Source organism: Nonomuraea sp. KM88, assembly GCF_052245635.1.
Taxonomy (GTDB): domain Bacteria; phylum Actinomycetota; class Actinomycetes; order Streptosporangiales; family Streptosporangiaceae; genus Nonomuraea.
In genome coordinates, this window is the sequence record NZ_JBQQCC010000019.1 from 154576 (window position 1) to 172253 (window position 17678).

The 17678-nt window shown below is 70.4% G+C and carries 13 protein-coding genes; 2 read left to right on the top strand and 11 right to left on the bottom strand.

Features of this window, described 5'->3' with window-relative positions; genetic code table 11:
* Positions 1–83: 83 nt before the first annotated feature.
* The 5 genes from ACTWPV_RS40560 to ACTWPV_RS40580 form a co-directional block, all read right to left on the bottom strand.
* On the bottom strand, positions 84–2078 hold the full coding sequence (locus ACTWPV_RS40560) for a hypothetical protein (RefSeq protein ID WP_443155848.1): 1995 nt from the start codon (positions 2076–2078) through the stop codon (positions 84–86).
* Entirely contained in the window at positions 2075–5245 is a 3171-nt protein-coding gene (locus ACTWPV_RS40565; protein ID WP_443155849.1) for an FtsX-like permease family protein, read from the bottom strand. Before ACTWPV_RS40565 ends, ACTWPV_RS40560 begins: the two co-directional genes overlap by 4 nt.
* A 16-nt stretch (positions 5246–5261) precedes the next feature.
* Positions 5262–5978, bottom strand: a complete 717-nt coding sequence (locus ACTWPV_RS40570; RefSeq protein ID WP_443155850.1) for an ABC transporter ATP-binding protein — start codon at positions 5976–5978, stop codon at positions 5262–5264.
* A gap of 20 nt (positions 5979–5998) precedes the next feature.
* Positions 5999–6931 (bottom strand): ABC transporter ATP-binding protein, encoded by a 933-nt coding sequence (locus tag ACTWPV_RS40575; RefSeq protein ID WP_443155851.1) that lies wholly within the window; start codon positions 6929–6931, stop codon positions 5999–6001.
* A 72-nt stretch (positions 6932–7003) separates the two neighbouring features.
* The gene (locus tag ACTWPV_RS40580) at positions 7004–7522 is read right to left on the bottom strand and encodes a MarR family winged helix-turn-helix transcriptional regulator (RefSeq protein ID WP_347648674.1); all 519 of its coding nucleotides are present in this window, start codon (positions 7520–7522) and stop codon (positions 7004–7006) included.
* 244 nt (positions 7523–7766) lie between these two features.
* On the opposite strand from ACTWPV_RS40580, the gene ACTWPV_RS40585 reads away from it, so the two are divergent.
* Together ACTWPV_RS40585 and ACTWPV_RS40590 are read left to right on the top strand one after the other, a co-directional pair.
* Positions 7767–9320 (top strand): extracellular catalytic domain type 1 short-chain-length polyhydroxyalkanoate depolymerase, encoded by a 1554-nt coding sequence (locus ACTWPV_RS40585; protein ID WP_443155852.1) that lies wholly within the window; start codon positions 7767–7769, stop codon positions 9318–9320.
* A gap of 291 nt (positions 9321–9611) precedes the next feature.
* The gene (locus tag ACTWPV_RS40590) at positions 9612–10076 is read left to right on the top strand and encodes a cupin domain-containing protein (RefSeq protein WP_443155853.1); all 465 of its coding nucleotides are present in this window, start codon (positions 9612–9614) and stop codon (positions 10074–10076) included.
* 1326 nt (positions 10077–11402) lie between these two features.
* On the opposite strand, the gene ACTWPV_RS40595 is transcribed toward ACTWPV_RS40590, so the two are convergent.
* The 6 genes from ACTWPV_RS40595 to ACTWPV_RS40620 all read right to left on the bottom strand — a co-directional run bounded on the left by ACTWPV_RS40595 (position 11403) and on the right by ACTWPV_RS40620 (position 17329).
* Complete coding sequence (locus ACTWPV_RS40595) at positions 11403–13580, bottom strand: hypothetical protein (protein ID WP_443155854.1); 2178 nt, start codon at positions 13578–13580, stop codon at positions 11403–11405.
* Positions 13581–13701: 121 nt separating this feature from the next.
* Positions 13702–14154 (bottom strand): alpha/beta hydrolase, encoded by a 453-nt coding sequence (locus ACTWPV_RS40600; protein WP_443155855.1) that lies wholly within the window; start codon positions 14152–14154, stop codon positions 13702–13704.
* Positions 14151–14711, bottom strand: a complete 561-nt coding sequence (locus ACTWPV_RS40605) for an alpha/beta fold hydrolase (protein ID WP_443155856.1) — start codon at positions 14709–14711, stop codon at positions 14151–14153. The genes ACTWPV_RS40600 and ACTWPV_RS40605 overlap by 4 nt, the downstream gene beginning before the upstream one ends.
* A gap of 44 nt (positions 14712–14755) precedes the next feature.
* Positions 14756–15433 carry a GOLPH3/VPS74 family protein gene (locus tag ACTWPV_RS40610; RefSeq protein ID WP_443155857.1) on the bottom strand — a complete coding sequence of 226 codons (678 nt, stop codon included), beginning with the start codon at positions 15431–15433 and terminating at the stop codon, positions 14756–14758.
* Positions 15434–15613: 180 nt separating this feature from the next.
* The gene (locus ACTWPV_RS40615; protein WP_443155858.1) at positions 15614–16390 is read right to left on the bottom strand and encodes a MerR family transcriptional regulator; all 777 of its coding nucleotides are present in this window, start codon (positions 16388–16390) and stop codon (positions 15614–15616) included.
* Positions 16391–16510: 120 nt separating this feature from the next.
* Complete coding sequence (locus tag ACTWPV_RS40620; RefSeq protein WP_443155859.1) at positions 16511–17329, bottom strand: GNAT family N-acetyltransferase; 819 nt, start codon at positions 17327–17329, stop codon at positions 16511–16513.
* Positions 17330–17678 lie beyond the last annotated feature (349 nt).

The following is a 17678-nucleotide window of genomic DNA, read 5'->3' on the forward strand; positions in this document are numbered from 1 at the left end:
CGTCGTCGGCGGCGTAGCGCCGACTCGACGGGCACCACGACGGCGACCGCCGCCAGGAACACGACCGCCACCAGTGCGGGCCCTCACCACGGCAACGCCGGGGCCGGATCGGCACCGGTGAGCAGGCGCAGGGCGAGCGAGCCGAACGTCAGGCGGGCGAGCAGCGCCCCGAGCAGCGGACCGCCCACAACGGCGACCACCACCGGCGGCAGCAGTTCCCCCGCGGCGACCCAGCGGGCCTCCCGGGGCCGCAGCCCGAGGGTGCGCAGCCGGGTCAGGGTCCGCCACCGCTCCGGCGCGCCGGCCGCCGTGCCGAGAGCGAGTCCCAGCAGGCCCAGAACCGGCAGGGTTACCGCCGAGACCCACGCCAACCGCAACAGTCCCGAGGCCAGCGGCCCATCCGCGGTCCCGTGGCCGACAGCGGCACCAAGGGTGAGCGCGTACGAGGCCAGGGCCACGGAGGTCACGAGCACCACCAGCGGGAGCACCCGGGCCGAGGTCGCCGCCGCCCTCGCGGCCCCGAACACCGCCAGCGGCCGGCGCGAGCCCAGAAGCCGCTTGAGCACGAAGCGCGTCCCGAGGGGCAGGGCCCGCGCCAGCATGAGCGCGCCCGCGAGCGCGCAGAGGGCGGGCGCGCTCGCGGGCAGCATCCCGCCGCCGATCCCCCGCTGGTACAGAGCGACGAGGGCGCCGGACGCGGCCACCAGCACCCCGATCTCAAGTGCGGCCCGCCGCAGCCGTACGGTGTTACGCACCCACCGCCGGGCACTCCGGTTGGCCGGCACGCGGCGATCCCGGGTGGCGCGGGCGGCGGTGAGCGTGCCGAACGCGGGCCCGGCGGCGACGGCGGTGACCACCACGGGAGCCGTCCACTCCCAGGAGACCCCCGGCGCGACGGCCCGGGCCAGGCCGAGCCCGGCCGCCGTGGCCAGCAGCGCCATCACGGCGGATTCGAGCAGCAGCTCGCCACCGATCACCGGTAGCGACATCCCTCTCTGCCGGGCGGCTGCCAGGGCGGGGGCGCGGTGGCGTACCAGCAGGTCGGCGGCGAGCAGCAGGACCAGGACCGCGGCGGCGAGCAGGGTGACGAGCAGGACGGACGCCTGCGCGGACGCGGCGTCGACCTGGGCGCTCACGTTCCGCAACACCCCGTCGAGCCGGGTCTCCCACTTCAGCGAGCCGTCCCGGGCGCCGGAGGAGCCGGAGGCCGCCTTGAGCGCGACCACCCTCGCGGTGACCGACGGGACCGCGTCCCAGGTGAGCCGGGCCGGGTCGGGCGTGAACGAGGCGGTACGCCGCAACTCGTCCTGTCCGAAGGCGAGCCGGGCGTCGGGCAGAGAGTCGCGGGACAGCAGCCCGGCGAACCGGGTGCTTCCCGTGCCGTCCGCGCCGGCGACGGGACGCAGCAGCGCGGGGATGAGCCGCCAGGCGGGATCGGCGCTGTCCCGAGGCCGGAAGATGCCGCTGACCTGCACCTTCTTGACGTTCCCCTGGTCGTCGGCCAGCGGGATGCGGGCGCCGGGACGGAGCTGGAGAGCGGCGGCGTCCGCCTCCGACAGGCCCACCTGCACCGGCCAGGGCGGCGCGCCGTAGGGAACCGACGCCGTCTCGGAGCCGGTGAGCCGGGGCGGGCCGCCGACGATCCAGGTCACGCCGGGCCCGCCGTCGCGGGCCACGTAAGCGAGCTGGAACGTGCGCAGCACGCTGCCATCGGTGATCTTGAGGGTGGGGCTGGTGACGGTGGCGACGGGTGGATGCAGGGCGGCGCGCAGGCCGGGGCCGAGCTCGTCCGTCGCCCTGGCCCGGAAGTCGTCGACGCCCTCGGCGAGGCGGGGGTGCCGGACGCGGCTGCCGCTCGGTCCGCCGTCGTCTTCCATGCGGGCGTGGACCCGGAGGTCGGCGCCGTCCCCGCGTACCGCGTCCCGTACGGCGGTGTCGGCGGTCGCGGACAGTAACGGCGGTATCGCGCCGGCGAGCAACGTGACGACCGCCACCACGACGGCGGCCAGGAGCAACGGCCCGGCGTCCGCGCGGGCGCGGCCGGCGACGCTGGGCCAGTGCGGTGCCGGGATTTTCACGACGCCACCCGCAGGTACGCGGCATCGGCGAGCCGGGCCTGGACGGCGACCACCGCGCTCACCGCCAGCGCGCACCCGGCCGGCAGCCCGGTGAGCAGGGCGGCCTCGGCGGCCCACGGCCAGACGGGCAGGACCTCGGGAACGGGAGCGGCGCCGGTGTCGGAGCGGACGAGCAGCGGCGCGACGACGCGGGTGGCCAGCGCGCCGATGACCGCGCCCGCCGCGAGCAGCGGCAGCAGGATGCCGACGTGCTGGCCGAGCAGCACGGTACGGATCTCGCGCCGGGTCATCCCGAGACCCCGCAGGCGCGCCACCTCGACCGCACGGGCCCGCAGATCGAACGTCACGTGCAGGACGATCCCGGCGATCATCAGCAGGACCGCGGCCGGTACGAGCAGCCGGAGCACGGCCGGCAGCCCGGCCTGCAGCGGGCCGCCGGTGAGCCGGGCGGTCTCGGACGCGCGCGTGGTGACGCTGCCGAGGCGGAGATCGGCCGCATCGCCCGTGGCGGGACGGCCGACCCACCACGCGTCCACGGGCACGTCGAAGTCGCCGCTGACGGCGAGAGCGCGGGAGAGGGCGTCGAAGTCGGCCAGGATGGCCGCGGCGCCCGGAGCGGACGGCACGGCCGGCAGCACCTCGGCCACGCTGACCTGTACGGGGGTGAGTCCGACGGTGAGGTCGAGCCGGGAGCCGCGCCGGGCGCCCACCTCGTCGGCGAAGCGGGCGGAGACGGCGACGGGCACCGGTCCCGGGGCCGGGAAGGCGGTGGCGACCAGGTTCCTGGCGGCGTCCGGCCGGCCCTTCAGCGCGACGGTCGTGGTCATCCTCAGCTCGGTGCCGGCGGAGGTGCCGGTCAGGGCGACGGCAGGATTGCCGAGCTGCCCGGGGGCCGGCCCGGCTGAGGTGGCGGTCCAGTGCGAGGCTGCGGAGCCTGTTCCCGCCACGGTGAGCGTCACGGCGACACGGCTGTCCCCCGCCGGAAGTTCCGCCAGGGGATCGGAGTGGCCGGTGCCCACGTTCCCCGTCGCGATCGCGAACGGAAGGGACACCGCGACCAGCTGGAGCCCTTCGGCCGTCGCGCAGTCCGGCAGCGGATGTGCTTCGCCGTCGAGCGGAACGGGCTCACCGGTGCACGGGGTACGCAGACCTGTCGCGTCCTGGAGCAGCAGCCGGGGCGTCACGGTGAGCGGCGTCGCACCGGTCGCCTTCCCGGTCAGGGAGAGCGCGGCTCCGGCCGGGACGGGAACGCCGGCGGCGCGCGCCGGCGGCGCGAGGCCGCCACCCACGGCGTTCCAGGTGCGGCCGTCGTCCAGCCGCCCGCGCAGCAGCGCCTCGGCACGAGTGGTGTCCACGGCGATCAGCCGCGGCGGGTCACCGACGCTGCCGAGCCACTGCCCGACCGCGATGCCACGATCGGTGGCCGGGCTCACCTCTCCCCCGGTGGCCGCGCCGACCACCCTGCCCTGCCCGGGGGCGGGCGGGGCGGTGAGGGTGAGCACGAGATCGGTGCCGACGGACAGATCGGCCTGGTCCTGCTGGGAGCGCTGCCACGTGGCGTCGAACCCGATCCCGTACGTGGCCGCCGCGCAGCCCAGCCCGATCAGCAGCCCCGCCGCGACCGCCTGTGGCCTGCGGGCGGCCTCGAACGCGGCCAGCGGAACCATCAGCCCGCGCGCCCGGCCGGCCAGCCGTTCCACGACGCGCAACGCGGGCCACACCAGGCGCAACGCCACCGCGGATCCGGCGATGAGCAGCAGCGCTGGAGCGAGCACCCGTACGGCGTCGATGGGCGACCCCGAACCTGCAGGCTGGTCGCGCAACTGCCACCAGCCGACGGCGGCGAGCGCCACGAGCAGCACGTCGGCGCCGGATCGGGCGAGCAGCTCCCGCCGCCCGCGCAAACCTCCGGTGGAGGTCCGCAGCGAGGGCACGACGAGCACCGCCGCCAGCGCCAGCGCGCCGCCGGCGACGGACAGCACCTGTACGGCGTTCACGCAGAAAGGCGTGGCGAGCCCGGCCCCGGCCATGGGCGGCAGCCGGGTCAGCCCGGCGTGCAGGGCGGACGAGGCCGGGATCGCGACCGCGGTGGCGATCCCGGCGAGCGCGCCGGCCTCGACGAGCGCGGCGCCGGCGAGCCGGCCGCGGCCGACGCCCAGCGCGGACAGCAGGGCGGTCTCGTCGTTGCGCACACCGGCGCTGAGCCGGCCCGCGAGGGCGAGGGCGGTCGCGGTCAGGACGAGTCCGATGGCGGCGACGGCGAGCACGGCCGCCGTGGTGACCCGCTGCTGTTCGTGGGCGGCCAGCAGGGTCGAGGGCAGTCGGGAGGCGACGCGCTGGATCCGTACCCGGTCGCCGAGGGTCTGCCCCAGCCGACGGTCAGCGCCGAGCACGGTCTGGATGACGGTGTCGAGATCGCGGGCGGCGGGGGCGGACAGGTCGGGGTGGGCGCCGATCTCCAGCCGGTCGAGGGTGGAGCCGCCGCCGAGCAGGTCGGCGAGGTCGACGATGAACGGCCCGTACGCGTGAACCGGCTGTGCGGAGCGGCCGTCGTGGTAGGCCGGATCGTACCCGGCGGCGGCGAGGGGGTCACGCTCCCAGCCCGTGCCCGGCAGCGGTCGAACGACTCCGACCACGCTCACCTCGACGCCCCGGTCGGGATCGTCGGCCAGCTCTCTGCCGAGGCGGACCCGCCTGCCGACGGTCAGGCCGAGCTGCCGCGCGGTGCTTTCCAGGACAACCGCCTCCGCCGGCGCGGCACCCGCCCGCGGCAGGCGTCCGGCGGCCAGTCGGGTGCGGGCCTGCAGGTCCTCCACCCCCGACAGGTACGCCACGGCCGGAACACCGGCGCTGGGCAGCGACCGCATCACGGACGACGCGCGCGCGGCCGTCGTCGTCGCGAACGGGGCGAGCGCCGAGGCCAGCACGGCGCGGGTGTCGTCGGCGACGGATCTCGCGTTCTCGCCGCGAATGGTCACGGTGTAGGCGGTGACGTCGATCTGGTCGGAGGCGGCGCGAGAGGCGGCGGTCTCCAGCGCCTGCTCGGCGGTACGGGTGAGCAGGAGGGCGCAGGTGCCCAGCAGCGTGGGGCCGACCACGGCGACGGCCAGGAGGGCTGCCAGCAACGGCCATTGCGCACGGGCTCGCCGGGCGACCAGCCTCAGCACGGACGGCTCTCGCTGATCACGAATCGCCCCGACCGTTGGAGCCTCCGTCGGGCCGCCCGTCAGAGCGTGAGCCGGGATGCTCGTCGAGATGCCCGTCGTTGATGCGGATCACCCGATCTGCCAGCGCGAGCATCGTCGGATCATGGGTGGAGACGAACGCCGTCACCCCCTCGGACTCCACCACCCCGCGCAGCAGCGCCATCACCGACAGCCCGGTTTCGGCGTCCAGCTGCCCGGTCGGCTCGTCCGCGATCAGCAGCCGTGGCGAGGCGGCCAGCGCCCGGGCGATCGCCACCCGCTGCTGCTGCCCGCCGGACAGCTCAGCGGGTAACTGCTCGGCATGGGCGGCCAGTCCGACCAGTTCCAGCAGCAGCGCGACCCGCCGCTCACGCTCCACCGGCGGTACGCGGGCCAGCCGCAGCGGGGCGCCCACGTTCTCCGCGGCCGACAACACCGGGATCAGGCCGAAAGTCTGGAAGACGTACGAGACCTTCTCCCGCCGTAACAGGGACAGGCCGTCCTCGTCGAGGGCGGTGACGTCCGTTCCGTCCACGAGGACCGTGCCGGAGTCCGGGCGGTCCAGGCCGCCGATGATGTTGAGCAGCGTGGTCTTGCCGGAGCCGGACCGCCCGACGAGGGCGGTCATGGTGCCGGCCACGAGCTCGAACGTCACGTCCCGCAACGCGTGCACGGCGGTCGCCCCGCTGCCGAACCGGCGATGAACGCCACGCACATGGACGAGGGGGCCGCCGTTCATCCGGCGCCGCCGCCGTCGGGGCGGATCGCCACGTGGTCGGCCTCCAGCACCAGCCGGACCCTTCGCGTCAACGCCAGCGCCTCCCGGTAGTCGCGCGGCACCTGGATCCGCCCCGCACGGTCCATCACCGCGTACTCCTCGGCGATCACCTGCTGGGCGCCGTCGTCTCCGGTGGCGGTGCGCCGCAACACCTCGCTGCTCGTGCGCCCGTCGCGGATCGCCACCGTCCGCTCCACCTGCCCGCTGACCGCGGGATCGTGGGTCACGATGACGACGGTGACGGCCAGCTGCCGGTTGACCTCCCGCAGCAGCCCGAACACGGCGGCCGACGTGGCGCTGTCCAGTTCACCGGTCGGCTCGTCGGCCAGCAGCACCCTGGGCTCGTTGGCGAGGGCCACCGCGATGGCCACCCGCATCTGCTGCCCGCCGGACAGCTGCGCGGGCCGCCGCTCGGCACAGTCGGCGACGCCGAGCAGGTCCAGCAGCTCGGCAGCACGCCTGCGGCGTATCCGGCCAGGGGTGCGGGCCGCTGTCATCGGCAGGTCGACCATCTGCCGTGCGGTCAGGTACGGGATGAGGTTGGCGGCCGTCTGCTGGCGTACGAATCCCACGGTGTGCCGCCGATACCGGACACGATCGGCCCGCGACATGTCCAGCAGATTCCACCGATCGACCCGCACGCGCCCGGCGGTGGGAGCGTCGACCCCGGCCAGGATGGACAGCAACGTCGACTTCCCCGACCCGGACGCGCCGACGACGGCCACCATCTCCCCGCTGTCCACGACCAGGTCCAGCCCCTGCAGTGCCTGCACCTCGACCGACCCGGACTGGTAGATCCGCACCAGGCTCTCGCACACGATCAGCGCGTCTCGTCCGAACTCCGGCGCCTTCGCAGGTGGCTGCGGCAGGGATAAGGGCGCGATGGACATCCCCTCCTCCGCCCGGCACGGCTCTCCTTCAGGGCCAGACTCTATCGTCCTCGCAAATCGGGCCCAAGACCCTTACGGCCAGGGCGACGGTGGCGGCTTCCGCGAGCGAAGGACCGGGGTCAGGGCCCGCGTGTCCGGGTGGAGGGCTCGGGCGCACAGCGTGAGCGTTTCCGCGAGCGTCGTGCGGTCGGGGTCGTCGATCTCGGCGAGCATGACGGCTTCGATGCCGTCGAGGGAGCGGTCGCATCGCCGGAGGGTGCTCAGGCCTTTCGGGGTGAGGCGGGTGCGCAGGGCGCGGCCGCCACGGGGATGCGGGTCGCGGCGGATCAGGCCGCGTTGTTCGAGATCGCGGATGACCAGGTTCATCGCCTGCGGGGTGACGAAGGCGATGCGGGCCAGGTCGGCCGAGGACGGGGCGTCGCGCAGGCGCAGCTCGCTGAGCGCCATGTATTCGGTGGTCGTCATGCCGTGCCGGGCGAGCGCTTCATCCAGGCAGGCGCGGATGCGGCGTTCCAGCCGGAACACCAGGTAGCTCACATGGGGCGGCGGTGCGTCCGGCGCAGCGGCCGCGGGGACACCCGGATCGGTCACCAGGAGACGATATCTCGTCCCGTCGGAACGGGCCCAGATGTAAGTTTCACCCCATTATCAAGGAACTTGATAACAAGCTACTTGATAACCAGGGAGAACGGCTCCCTGCCAGGTGAACCGGCGGACCAGCGCACCGCGCGTGCATTGACGGTGGATTGCGGGCCCTTCTATTTTCCAGCGACCGGTGTCAATACGCGGCGAACCGATCCACGGCGCGCCGCAGATCTGGAGAGGAGGAGCGCGAATGACCCGATGGATACGGGTGCTGGCCAGTGCCTGCGCCGCGGCGCTCTTAGCCGTCATGACCGTGGCACTCGGATCGCCGGCCGTCGCCGCCAGCCTGGTGGAGGTGACCGGCTTCGGCAACAACCCGGGCAACATGCGGATGCACGTCTATGTGCCGGACTCGCACCCGACCTCGCCGGCGATCGTGGTTGCGATGCATGGCTGCGGCGGCTCCGGTCCCGGCTTCCACCAGGGCAGCGAGTTCGCCTCGCTGGCGGATCGATACGGCTTCGTCGTCATCTACCCGACCGCCACCCAGTCGGCGGGGTTCGGCAACTGCTTCGACACCTGGTCGGACGCGGCCAAGCAGCGCGGCGGCGGCAGCGATCCGGACTCGATCCTCTCGATGATCGACTACGTCGAGCGGACCTACCGTGGAGACCCGAACCGGGTCTACGCCACCGGAAGCTCGTCCGGCGGCATGATGACCCAGCACATGCTCGCCGTCCATCCGGACGTGTTCAAGGCAGGGGCCTCCTTCATGGGTGTGCCCTTCAACTGCTTTGCCGGCGCCTCCGACTATCCACCTGGAAACAGCAGGTGCACCGGCGGGAGCATGGACCGATCACCCCAGCAGTGGGGCGATGCTGTCCGCCAGGCGTACCCGGGATATTCCGGCCCCCGCCCGCGCATGCAGCTGTGGCACGGCACCAGCGACACCCTCGTGCCCTACTCGCTGCTGCGCGAGTCGATCGAGCAGTGGACCGATGTGTTCGGGCTGAGCCAGACCCCGACCAGCACCGACACCCCGCAGGCGAACTGGAACCGCAGCCGGTACGCCAATTCGTCCGGCACCGTGCAGGTGGAGGCGTACAGCGTCCAGGGCGCCGGGCATGCTCTTCCGCAGGGCGGCATGGCCCTCTACGCCATCCAGTTCTTCGGCTTGACCACCAGTTCGACCGACACCACGCCGCCGACCACGCCGGGCACCCCGGTCGCGTCCAACGTGACCGCCGCCAGTGCCACGCTGACCTGGACCGCGTCCACCGACGACACCGGCGTGACCGGCTATCAGATCCTGCGCGCTCCCGGCGCGTCGGGCGGCACGTTCACCCAGGTCGGCACCTCGGCCACGACCTCGTTCACCGACACGGGCCTGACCGCGAACACCACCTACCGCTACCAGGTCCGGGCGCGCGATGCCGCCGGTAACGTCTCACCGGTCTCCGACACCGTCCAGATCACCACCCAGGCAGGCACGACCGGTGCCTGCTCCGCCACCCCGACCGTGCAGTCACAGTGGGGGAACGGGTATGTGATCCAGCCGCTGACCATCACCAACACCAGCAATTCGACGATCACCAGCTGGACCGTCACCTTCACCCTGCCGGCCGGGCACACCCTGACCGGCTCGTGGAACGCCACCGTCACCAGCAGCGGCCAGACCGTCACGGTCAGAAGTGTCAGCCACAACGGCACGCTCGCGCCGGGAGCCGGCACCACCAGCTTCGGCTTCCAAGCGAGCAGGCCCAACGGCAACACCGCCCTGCCGTCCGGCTACGCCTGCGCCTGACCATCACCACGCTTCCCTGATCACGGCCCCGTCATCGACAGGTGGGACCGGGCCGTGATCGAGGCATCCGCGCCGGTGGGAGAACCGGCCGCGTACCGCGGCCAGGGCCACTCGTGCGTCCCATGCCGCGTCGCTCATCGAGTCGCCCGAGCACACATGCCTGCGCCGAGCCGGGCTCCACACCCTGCCTTGTAGTTTATATTTCAACTTGTTAATGTCTAGATAGCTGGCTGATCATGCGGCCATGGCCGCGTCCAGCGCGCTGACGTACCCGCTATGAAAGGTTTTCGGATGAGCATCGCTCTCGTGCGGAACCCCGGCGACGGTCCGGCCTTCCGCTACTACAACACCGGGGTCGAGCAGGTCGTGTCGACCGACGAGACGAGTGGAGCGATCACCGTCTCACGTCTGAACATGCCGCGCGCCGACGCGCCACCCCTGCACACCCACAGTCACGAGGACGAGAGCTGGGTGATCCTTTCCGGACGCGTCCGGTTCTGGATCGGATCGACGTCGCTCGCCACGTGCGACGTGTACGACGCCGAACCCGGCGCCTTCATCTACGGACCCCGGTCAGTGCCCCACACGCTCCAGCCGATCACGGAGACCGCGGAGATCCTTCAGATCAACAACCCCGGAGCCGTCGAGGGCTACTTCAGGGCGATCGGCCCCGCTGACGCGCGCGCCGACGAAGAGCACGCCGACCTCCTGGCGCGGTACGGAGTAGCGCTCCTCGACCATCCACCTTCTGTCTAGTCGGCTGGTTCTCCGGCGCGCTCCGCGCGGCAAGCCCGGTTGCGACACGTGGCAGCGTTCCCCGCGCGGAGCGCGCACGGCGGGCCGTCGTATGGCTTGACCTTGGCGGGAGCTCGCGCCGGGATCGGGTTGGGGACCATCTCGGCGAGCAGGACGAACGGGATGAGTAACGGAGGCCGTGGACCGGGGTTCGCCGTTACGGCGGGCGCTCTGTGAGAGCCGAACCGAGATAGTTCGATATCTCGGTTCGGCGATTTTCTGTCACTCGTCGCCGCCAAGGTGGCAAGCTTCAGAAAGAACAGCAGTCCTGATCACTCGATTGGGGTCCTGGCCGTGTCTTATCAAGGCAATGCGCCGAGAGCCGCCCGGCCTGCACCCGAAGAACATCCCACGAGGAGGAGGGCACTCACGCCCGACACGATCTTGAATCCTGATGAATGCTTACGTTAAAACTGAGACCGGAACACCGGAAGGAGTTCTGAGCTGGGCACGGGTGGCACACCGTCAGTCCCTGAACGCGTCCGGACGGACATGACTGCACTGAGACCAAGATTGAGACTTCAGTCCATTCAGCTTCTCGGACCTCGCCTCAGGATTCAGGCTCAGTATGTCTTGATCCCATATCTATGGGATATTCCCTTATTGTACTTTGGGGTACAGTATGCGATCGACCAGGAGCCAACCGGAGCCCAGTTTCCTAAGAAAACTTTCTTGGTGCCAGACTTGTTGGCACAAGTGACGCGAGCCTGCACATATCCCGATCCTCTCTTGCATTTGGCCATCGCGGACTGCCGACTCGAATTAGCCCACTCACTGTGACATTTGCTTGGCGGGGGATCCGCGTACGCCACGCCGGGAGCGGTAATGGCGACCGCCGCCACTGCGAAGAGGGCCGCCATGATGGTTCGCTTCATGTGAATCATGATAAGTGCATACCCTCGCCCACATTGGATTGAATGGCACTCTTGTGTACTCAACCGCAAGGAACTGTAGAATCCTCGCAAACTCTGAAGCTCACCTCTGAGCTTCCCTCCCTACCGGCGAAGTCGGCCACCCAGCACCGTGCCGAGGAAACGCACATCACGAAACGCCCGCCTGACCTCGGCCATCGGCACGGCGAGGAATGTCGCGAACAGCAGCAGCGCCAGCACGGGTAAGCATTCATAAGGACTCAAGGCAGCGGCAGTGTGCCGCAAGCGGACCTGGTCGGCTGCCAAACCGCGCAAGTCTGCGCGCCGTTCACCGGCTTCACAAAATGAAGGCGGCGTCACGAGTCACCCATCCGCGTGAACCGTGAACGCCATGCCTTCAGTGGATCATCCCGTGTCAGGGCTTGGCCGCGGCGCTGACGATGCGGCCGGCTTCCTCCTTGGTGATGAGGCGGGCGGCCACCAGTTCGGCCGACTTCTTGGCGACGTGGGCGATGAGCTGGGGCCCGGTGTGCTTCTCGTCCTCGATGAGGTCCTCGATCGTGCAGCCGTCGGGGCGATAGCGGTTCGCCACCCCGGTGTCGCGGCCCTTGACGGTGACCATCGGGGTCAGGTCGGAGGCCTTGCAGGCGTCCGCCGGAGGGGTGTAGCGGAGCAGGCGGGCGCCGCCCTGTACGGAGCCGAGGGCGTCCTTGGTGCCGCTGCGGAACCAGATGTTGCCCGAGCCGTCCTGCGCGCCCCGGTAGAGGCCGGACTCGACGGCGGTCGTGAACGTCTTCGACAGCGGGTCGATGCGGAACACCTTCCCGTCGAGGGAGGCGTAGACGTGCTCGTCGGGGTTGACGTGCAGCTCGTCAGAGACGCCGGTGTATCCGGCGGGGAGCTTGACCCGCTTGACCACGCGGGCCGTGGCCGGGTCCATGATGAACACCGTGCCGTCGGCGAGGCCCCAGAGCAGCCCGTCGGAGCCCTTGACCAGCGCGGTGATCGACTTCGCGCCGGGCACCGGCGTGTGCTCCGATCGCTTCTCGCCCGAGGCCAGGTCGTAGGTGAACACCTTGGCGTCCGTCGCCTTGGGCGTGGTGCCGCCGCCGCCGTAGATCGACGTGCCGCCCCACAGGGTGTCCCCGAGCACGGCCAGCGAGGTGACGCCCTGGTCGGCGACGGGGGCGCGCCGTACCGTGTGCTCGCCTGAAGTCTCCTCGTAGACGGTGAGCGCGCCGCCCCAGAGGCCGTAGTCGGGGGTGCTGCCGATGTAGACCTTGCTCCCGGCGGCGGCGAACGCCACGGGCCGGTTCTGGCCGTCGCCGATCAGGCGGAACAGCTCACGCGGGTTCGTGCCCGTGACGAACGGCTGGGCCGGGTCGTAGTGCATGATCGCGCCGTTGGGATAGGTGCCCAGGTAGAGCTTGCCGTCCTTCCAGAACCACCCGTCGGTCTGCGCGGCCCGGCCGAGCTGGGTCACCTTGCCGGTGGCCGGGTCGAGGACCGCGACGTTGCCGTTGATGTAGAGGTTGGTGTAGATCCGGCCGTCCGGCCCGGCAGTGACATTGTTGATGTCGATGGGCTGGTACGGGAACGGCAGCTTGAAGCGCTGGGACGCGCCGGTGCTCGGGTCGTAGGAGAACCCGTCGCCGTTGTAGTTGCCGATCGCCGCGTAAAGCGTGCCGTCGACGAAGCCCCAGCCCACCCCGGCACCGCCCGAGGCCACCCCCGGCACCGCTTCCGGCCGGTCGGCGGCCAGGTCGTAGCGCCACAGCTCGGTGCCCGAGGTGAAGTAGACGTAGCCGCCCTCGGCGACCTTGGTCGTGCCGCGCGAGCTCATCGCGAACCCGTCGGCCAGCACCTCCCCCGAGTCGGGGTCGAGCACGAGCGCCTGCCCCTTGCTTCGCTTGACGAACAGCTTGCCCGCCACCAGGTTCAGGTCGTACGGATAGCTCGGATCGCCGCGCAGCGCCTCGGGCCAGATGTCCCGCTTCTCCCCCGTGGCCAGGTCCAGCCGGATCAGGTGCCCCGCCGAGCCGACCGCCGCCCACAGCAGTTGCCGGTCGGTGTCGACCGCGACGTCCGGCGTGTACTGCTGGCCCTCGACCATCACTCCGAGGTCGCGGAACCCTTCACCCGGGGTGTACGAGAACGCCTTGGCCCCCGGATACGTCCCCCCGTAGACCTTGCCGTCCTCACCGGCCTGCAGCCCGTAGGCGTACAACTCCCCCGGCACGACCTGCCCCAAATCGGTGGCCTGCTCCTGGCCCGGCTTGAAGGAGTACAGGTGGCCGTTGGGGTAGGTCCCGGCATAGACGGTCCCGTCGGCGGCCTGGGTGATGCCCCACCCGCCGGACGAGCCGGGCAACTCCACGGTGTCCCTCAGTTCGCGGGTCACCGGATCGACTTCGGCGACGACCCCTGGCGTACCCATCTGGACGCTGAAAACGGCGGGCCGCCCGTCCTGGCCGGTGCCGAAGTACCCCTCGAAGACGGTGAGCGCGGTCGACTGGACGCCGAAGTCGGTCACGGTTCCTTGGGCTGGGGAGGCGGCTAAGAGAGTGGACAGCAGGACGGAGAGGACACGCATGGGTTGCACTCCTGGGAGATTACGGTCTTGAGTGGAACTGCTTCCTTCGGGCCCGTATCGGCTTCATATGAGATAACGGGCCAGACCGTAAAAAGTCAACAATCACGCCTGCCTCTCGACGTCATCCACTTCGACTCCCCTGCTCCCGCAGCACGCCCGTCTCTGCCGGGATGGTCGGATCGGTGAACGAGGGGGTTTCGGTGGCGTGCTCGGCGTTCCCATCGAGCGGCGTCCACGACTCGTACGTGGTCCGCTCCAGGGGCAGGGGTTTGCCGGCCGCGACGACGGTCTGTGCGGGCCGGTCGCCGCCGAGCAGGAAGTCGATGACCGGGCGGTCCACTTCCTCCGTGCCGTAGGGGAAGACGCCGTGGACGCTCTCGTTGTCGACGGCGATCAGGCTCGTGTTCGGCAACCCTGTGCCGGCTGCCCAGCCCTGCTCGTACGGCGTCATCGCATCGAGTTCGCTCTGCAGAACGATGGTCTCGGGGAAGCTGTCGTCCGGCGTCGGCATCTTCGCGTCCGTCGGCCAGAACGCGCACGTCGGCGTGATCAGAAGCCCGAGCTGGGCCGTCAACGGCGCTGTGCGCTTCGTACGCTCGTGGAACTCCTCCCAGTAGTCGAGCCCCTGCGTCCATTGCCCATCTGTGCAGGCGGTGAACTCGATGACATAGTCGTGCGTGCCTCGAACCGGCTCCCCCGGCCTGCCCTCCCGTACGAGTAGCCCATGTAGGTGACCGTCTCCAGCCCGAGGAGATGACGGATGAAGTCCATGTCGTAGGCAGTCTGCTCGGTTGTCATCGTCGCCACATCGCGATCCTGCGAGCATGCTTCACCGATCGCCTGCGCCGCAGCCGATGGCCCGCCGGCCGGGTCGTACTCGTACTCGCACTTCGCGTGGCTGGACTGACCGAGGCCGCGCTGGTCGAAGCTGACGTAGTTTGTCGTCGGACGGAGCTCCGGAGTGTACTTCTGGACGGCGGTGCTGTAGGAAAGCCCTGAGGTGTACGGCCCTCCGGGGTGCGTGATGATCGTGGTGTGGTATTCGGGGTCCGAAGAATCGATGTTGCGGGCCTGTGAGATGCGAACGTCCCACGTGACCTCGGGATCCGGATTCAGCCAGTCCCGCGGCACCTTGATGGTCGCGCACCGGACGTTGGACCGGAGCGCGCATCTCGCTAACCGCGCGGCAGCACAGCCGCGGCGATGATGACATTGTTGACGATGGTCGCGGTGACGGTGCGAGCGACAGCCTCCGCGGCAGCGCCCGCTCCCCAGTTCCCGTTCTTGAGCTCTTCAGCGCGAGCGATCACCGGAGAGGTCCACGGGATGTCGCGGTCGAACTGCGGCAGGGTTCCGCTCCCGTAGATGAGCGCGGCGAGCGCCGCGACGCGGGCCGTCGGCTCCGCACCGTCGACGAGCACGGCGCGAACGTCGGTGAGCAGGCTGTCGCGGCGCCCGCTGTCGCCTCCCTCAAGCACCGAGGTGTTGAACAGGCCGAGTGCCTTGCGCGTGCTCCGCCGGAGGTCCCCGCGCCCGACGAGTCGATCCAACAGCGGTTCACGCAGGGTCGGCCCCATCGCGGCAAGGACGGTCTGCACTCCCCGAGGCCTGTCGGCGACGTACTCCCAACTGGCACGGAGGAGGTGATCCGAGTGCGGGTTGTCAGCGACGGCCTCCACTGTCACGGTTCCCATCCGTCCGGTGCCGCTCCGGACGTGGCCCCCGCGCGCGAGGTCGGCGAGCACCGCACCGGCGAGCACGTAATAGAGCGTGCTCTCCCCGGCGATGCTTCCGGCGCCGGACGGCGAAGCGGAATTCGGCTGGAACAGGAGCAGGAGGAGGTCCTCCGCCAATGTCGGGTTCCCACATACTGCTGTCTTGTCCGGCTCCTCTGAGGAAGCCGGACGTGGGTCTCCGTACCGCCCAGCCATTGCTCATTCCCTTCTCGTCGCGCCATCGGGGTAGCTCTCGGCAGCGGTGTCGAGCCCCAGCGACGGCCTGGCTTCAGCAAAGACCGTGTTCCAGGAACACGGTCAAGCTCCGCGGGGAGCGCGTCCCTCGTCCGCCTGTCCGCTCTGCTCCCGAAGGGCGCGCACCTGGTCGTTCGCGAGGGTGTTGGCACGGACGAGCACGTCCAACTGGGCCGGGTTGTACAGATCCACCACGCTGTCCACGATCGTCCGCGCCGTGACGTGCGGGCTCTTGGACAGGTGCCCAGCAGGATCGCTCAACCACGGATAGTCGATGAAATGCTGCGCGAGAGTCCGAGCGAGCCTCTCGACCAGGCGCTGCCGCGTGTCCTCATCCGCGTCGGCCGGCAATCGATCGATGTCGGCGCCGACGCCGTCGGTGTCAGCCTCCACCATCTTCTGAACGTCCGCCAAGGCGTCCTGGTCGTATAGCTGCGCGTAGATGTGGATCATCGAACTGTCCACCTCCGACAGTCGAGATGCCACGGACTCGAACCCGGCGGGGACATCCGCAGGCGCCTGGTCGCGGAGGATCGCCGCGATGTCCTCCCGCGCCTTCTGCGAGCGCTCGATGCTCATCTGGAGTTCGGCGTCAAGGTCGCGCAGAGCACCCAGAGCGCTGTCGGCGCCAGCCCTGACGTCACCGATCCGCGAGAGCGGCACCCCAAGATCTGCCAGACGACGGACGCGCAGGAGACTCACCAGGTGCCCTACCTCATACCGTTTGTATCCGTTGTACCGGCGCTCGGGCTCGTCGAGCAGTCCGAGACGGTGGTAGTGGCGGATCGTGTTCACTGTCGTTCCCGCCAGTTCGGCGAGCTCGCGCGTGCTCCACGGCATGTCATGTCCCTCCCGCGCTCACAGCACACATATGGACCCTCAACGCCAGTTCGGCATCCCCCATGCCACGGCCGACACCGGCGGGCGGGGTTCCACGGGCCCGCGAGTGTGTGCGCGCGGTCAGCCCATCGAGATGAGGATGGGCGCGACGTATCGCCCGCGGTCGCCCGGATGCCGGTGGGCGCCGTAGACCATCGTCGGCAGGGCCGCGGGTCCCTCAGCGGGCCCCAGCCCGGTGAGCCACGGACGCAGGCCCGGGTAGGCGTCCAGCAGGTCGATCCGCACATCGCGGTCGGCGCCGTGAACGGCGGCCAGGATGAGCTCGCGGGCGGCTTCCTCAGAAGACGCGACCACGGGGCCGATGACACGATGAGGGCCGGCGTTCCAGGCCACGGCGAAGCCGCCGTCGGTGACGATCGTGCGCTCGGCCATGGCCAGCAGCGCCGTCAGCGCCTTGCTCCGGTCGGCCCCGGTGACCTCGGCGTCCAGGTCGAGGAGCGCGGCGTGGTCGTCCGGTGTGGCCACGCGGACCGCGGACGTCCACGCCGCCCCCTGCATCGGCCCCATGGCGATCGTCAGGCTACCCGTCGGCCGGAAGCCCAGCCGCTCGTATACGGGTCGCCCGAAGCGGGTCGCGGTCAGCTCCACGGTGCGGTCCCCGGCGACCTCCAGGGCATGCTCCACCAGCCGGGTGCCGAGCCCTTGCCTGCCGTACCTGCCGGCGACCAGCATCATGCCGACGCCGGCCAGCGTGTCGCCGTAACGGGTCACCACGACGCACCCGGCTAAGCCGTCGCCGTCGGCCGCGTCGACACCGTAGACTTCGCCCGCCTCGAACATCAACCGCCATTTGGCCTCGTCGGTGGACCAGTCGCGATCGCCTTCGAGCCGCCGGCACAGGGGCAGGTGCTCGGGACCGAGAAGTCGAATATCGCTCATGGACGCGGATTCTGGCACACGCCAGGATTGTCGTTGATCTTTGAGATGCTGCGGCAGCGTGCATCGCCGGGACGGGCGCTCCGCTGCTCGCTGTCGTCGAATGCGTCAACCAAGCCATGGCCGGCTTGTTGTGCGAAGGAGAGCCGACGCATGTCGACATGGTGAGGTCAGTCCGGTGGTGGTGGTCGCGGTTCTCATGGTCTGGAGAGGTGATGTGGTGTTAGAGTGCGGTTCGCGAGCCTATGCCCGTGATGTCGCAGTGTGATCGTATGGATTTGTAGCGTTACCACCGGTTGGCGGGTCCAGTCGTGCTGTGATGGTCGAGTGACCGAGCGCAAGCTGTACCCCA

Excerpts from the sequence above, each read along its gene's own strand:
- ACTWPV_RS40575 (WP_443155851.1), bottom strand. The coding sequence starts at position 6,931 with ATGTCCATCGCGCCCTTATCCCTGCCGCAGCCACCTGCGAAGGCGCCG.
- ACTWPV_RS40585 (WP_443155852.1), top strand. The coding sequence starts at position 7,767 with ATGACCCGATGGATACGGGTGCTGGCCAGTGCCTGCGCCGCGGCGCTC.
- ACTWPV_RS40590 (WP_443155853.1), top strand. The coding sequence starts at position 9,612 with ATGAGCATCGCTCTCGTGCGGAACCCCGGCGACGGTCCGGCCTTCCGC.
- ACTWPV_RS40595 (WP_443155854.1), bottom strand. The coding sequence starts at position 13,580 with ATGCGTGTCCTCTCCGTCCTGCTGTCCACTCTCTTAGCCGCCTCCCCA.
- ACTWPV_RS40615 (WP_443155858.1), bottom strand. The coding sequence starts at position 16,390 with ATGCCGTGGAGCACGCGCGAGCTCGCCGAACTGGCGGGAACGACAGTG.
- ACTWPV_RS40620 (WP_443155859.1), bottom strand. The coding sequence starts at position 17,329 with ATGAGCGATATTCGACTTCTCGGTCCCGAGCACCTGCCCCTGTGCCGG.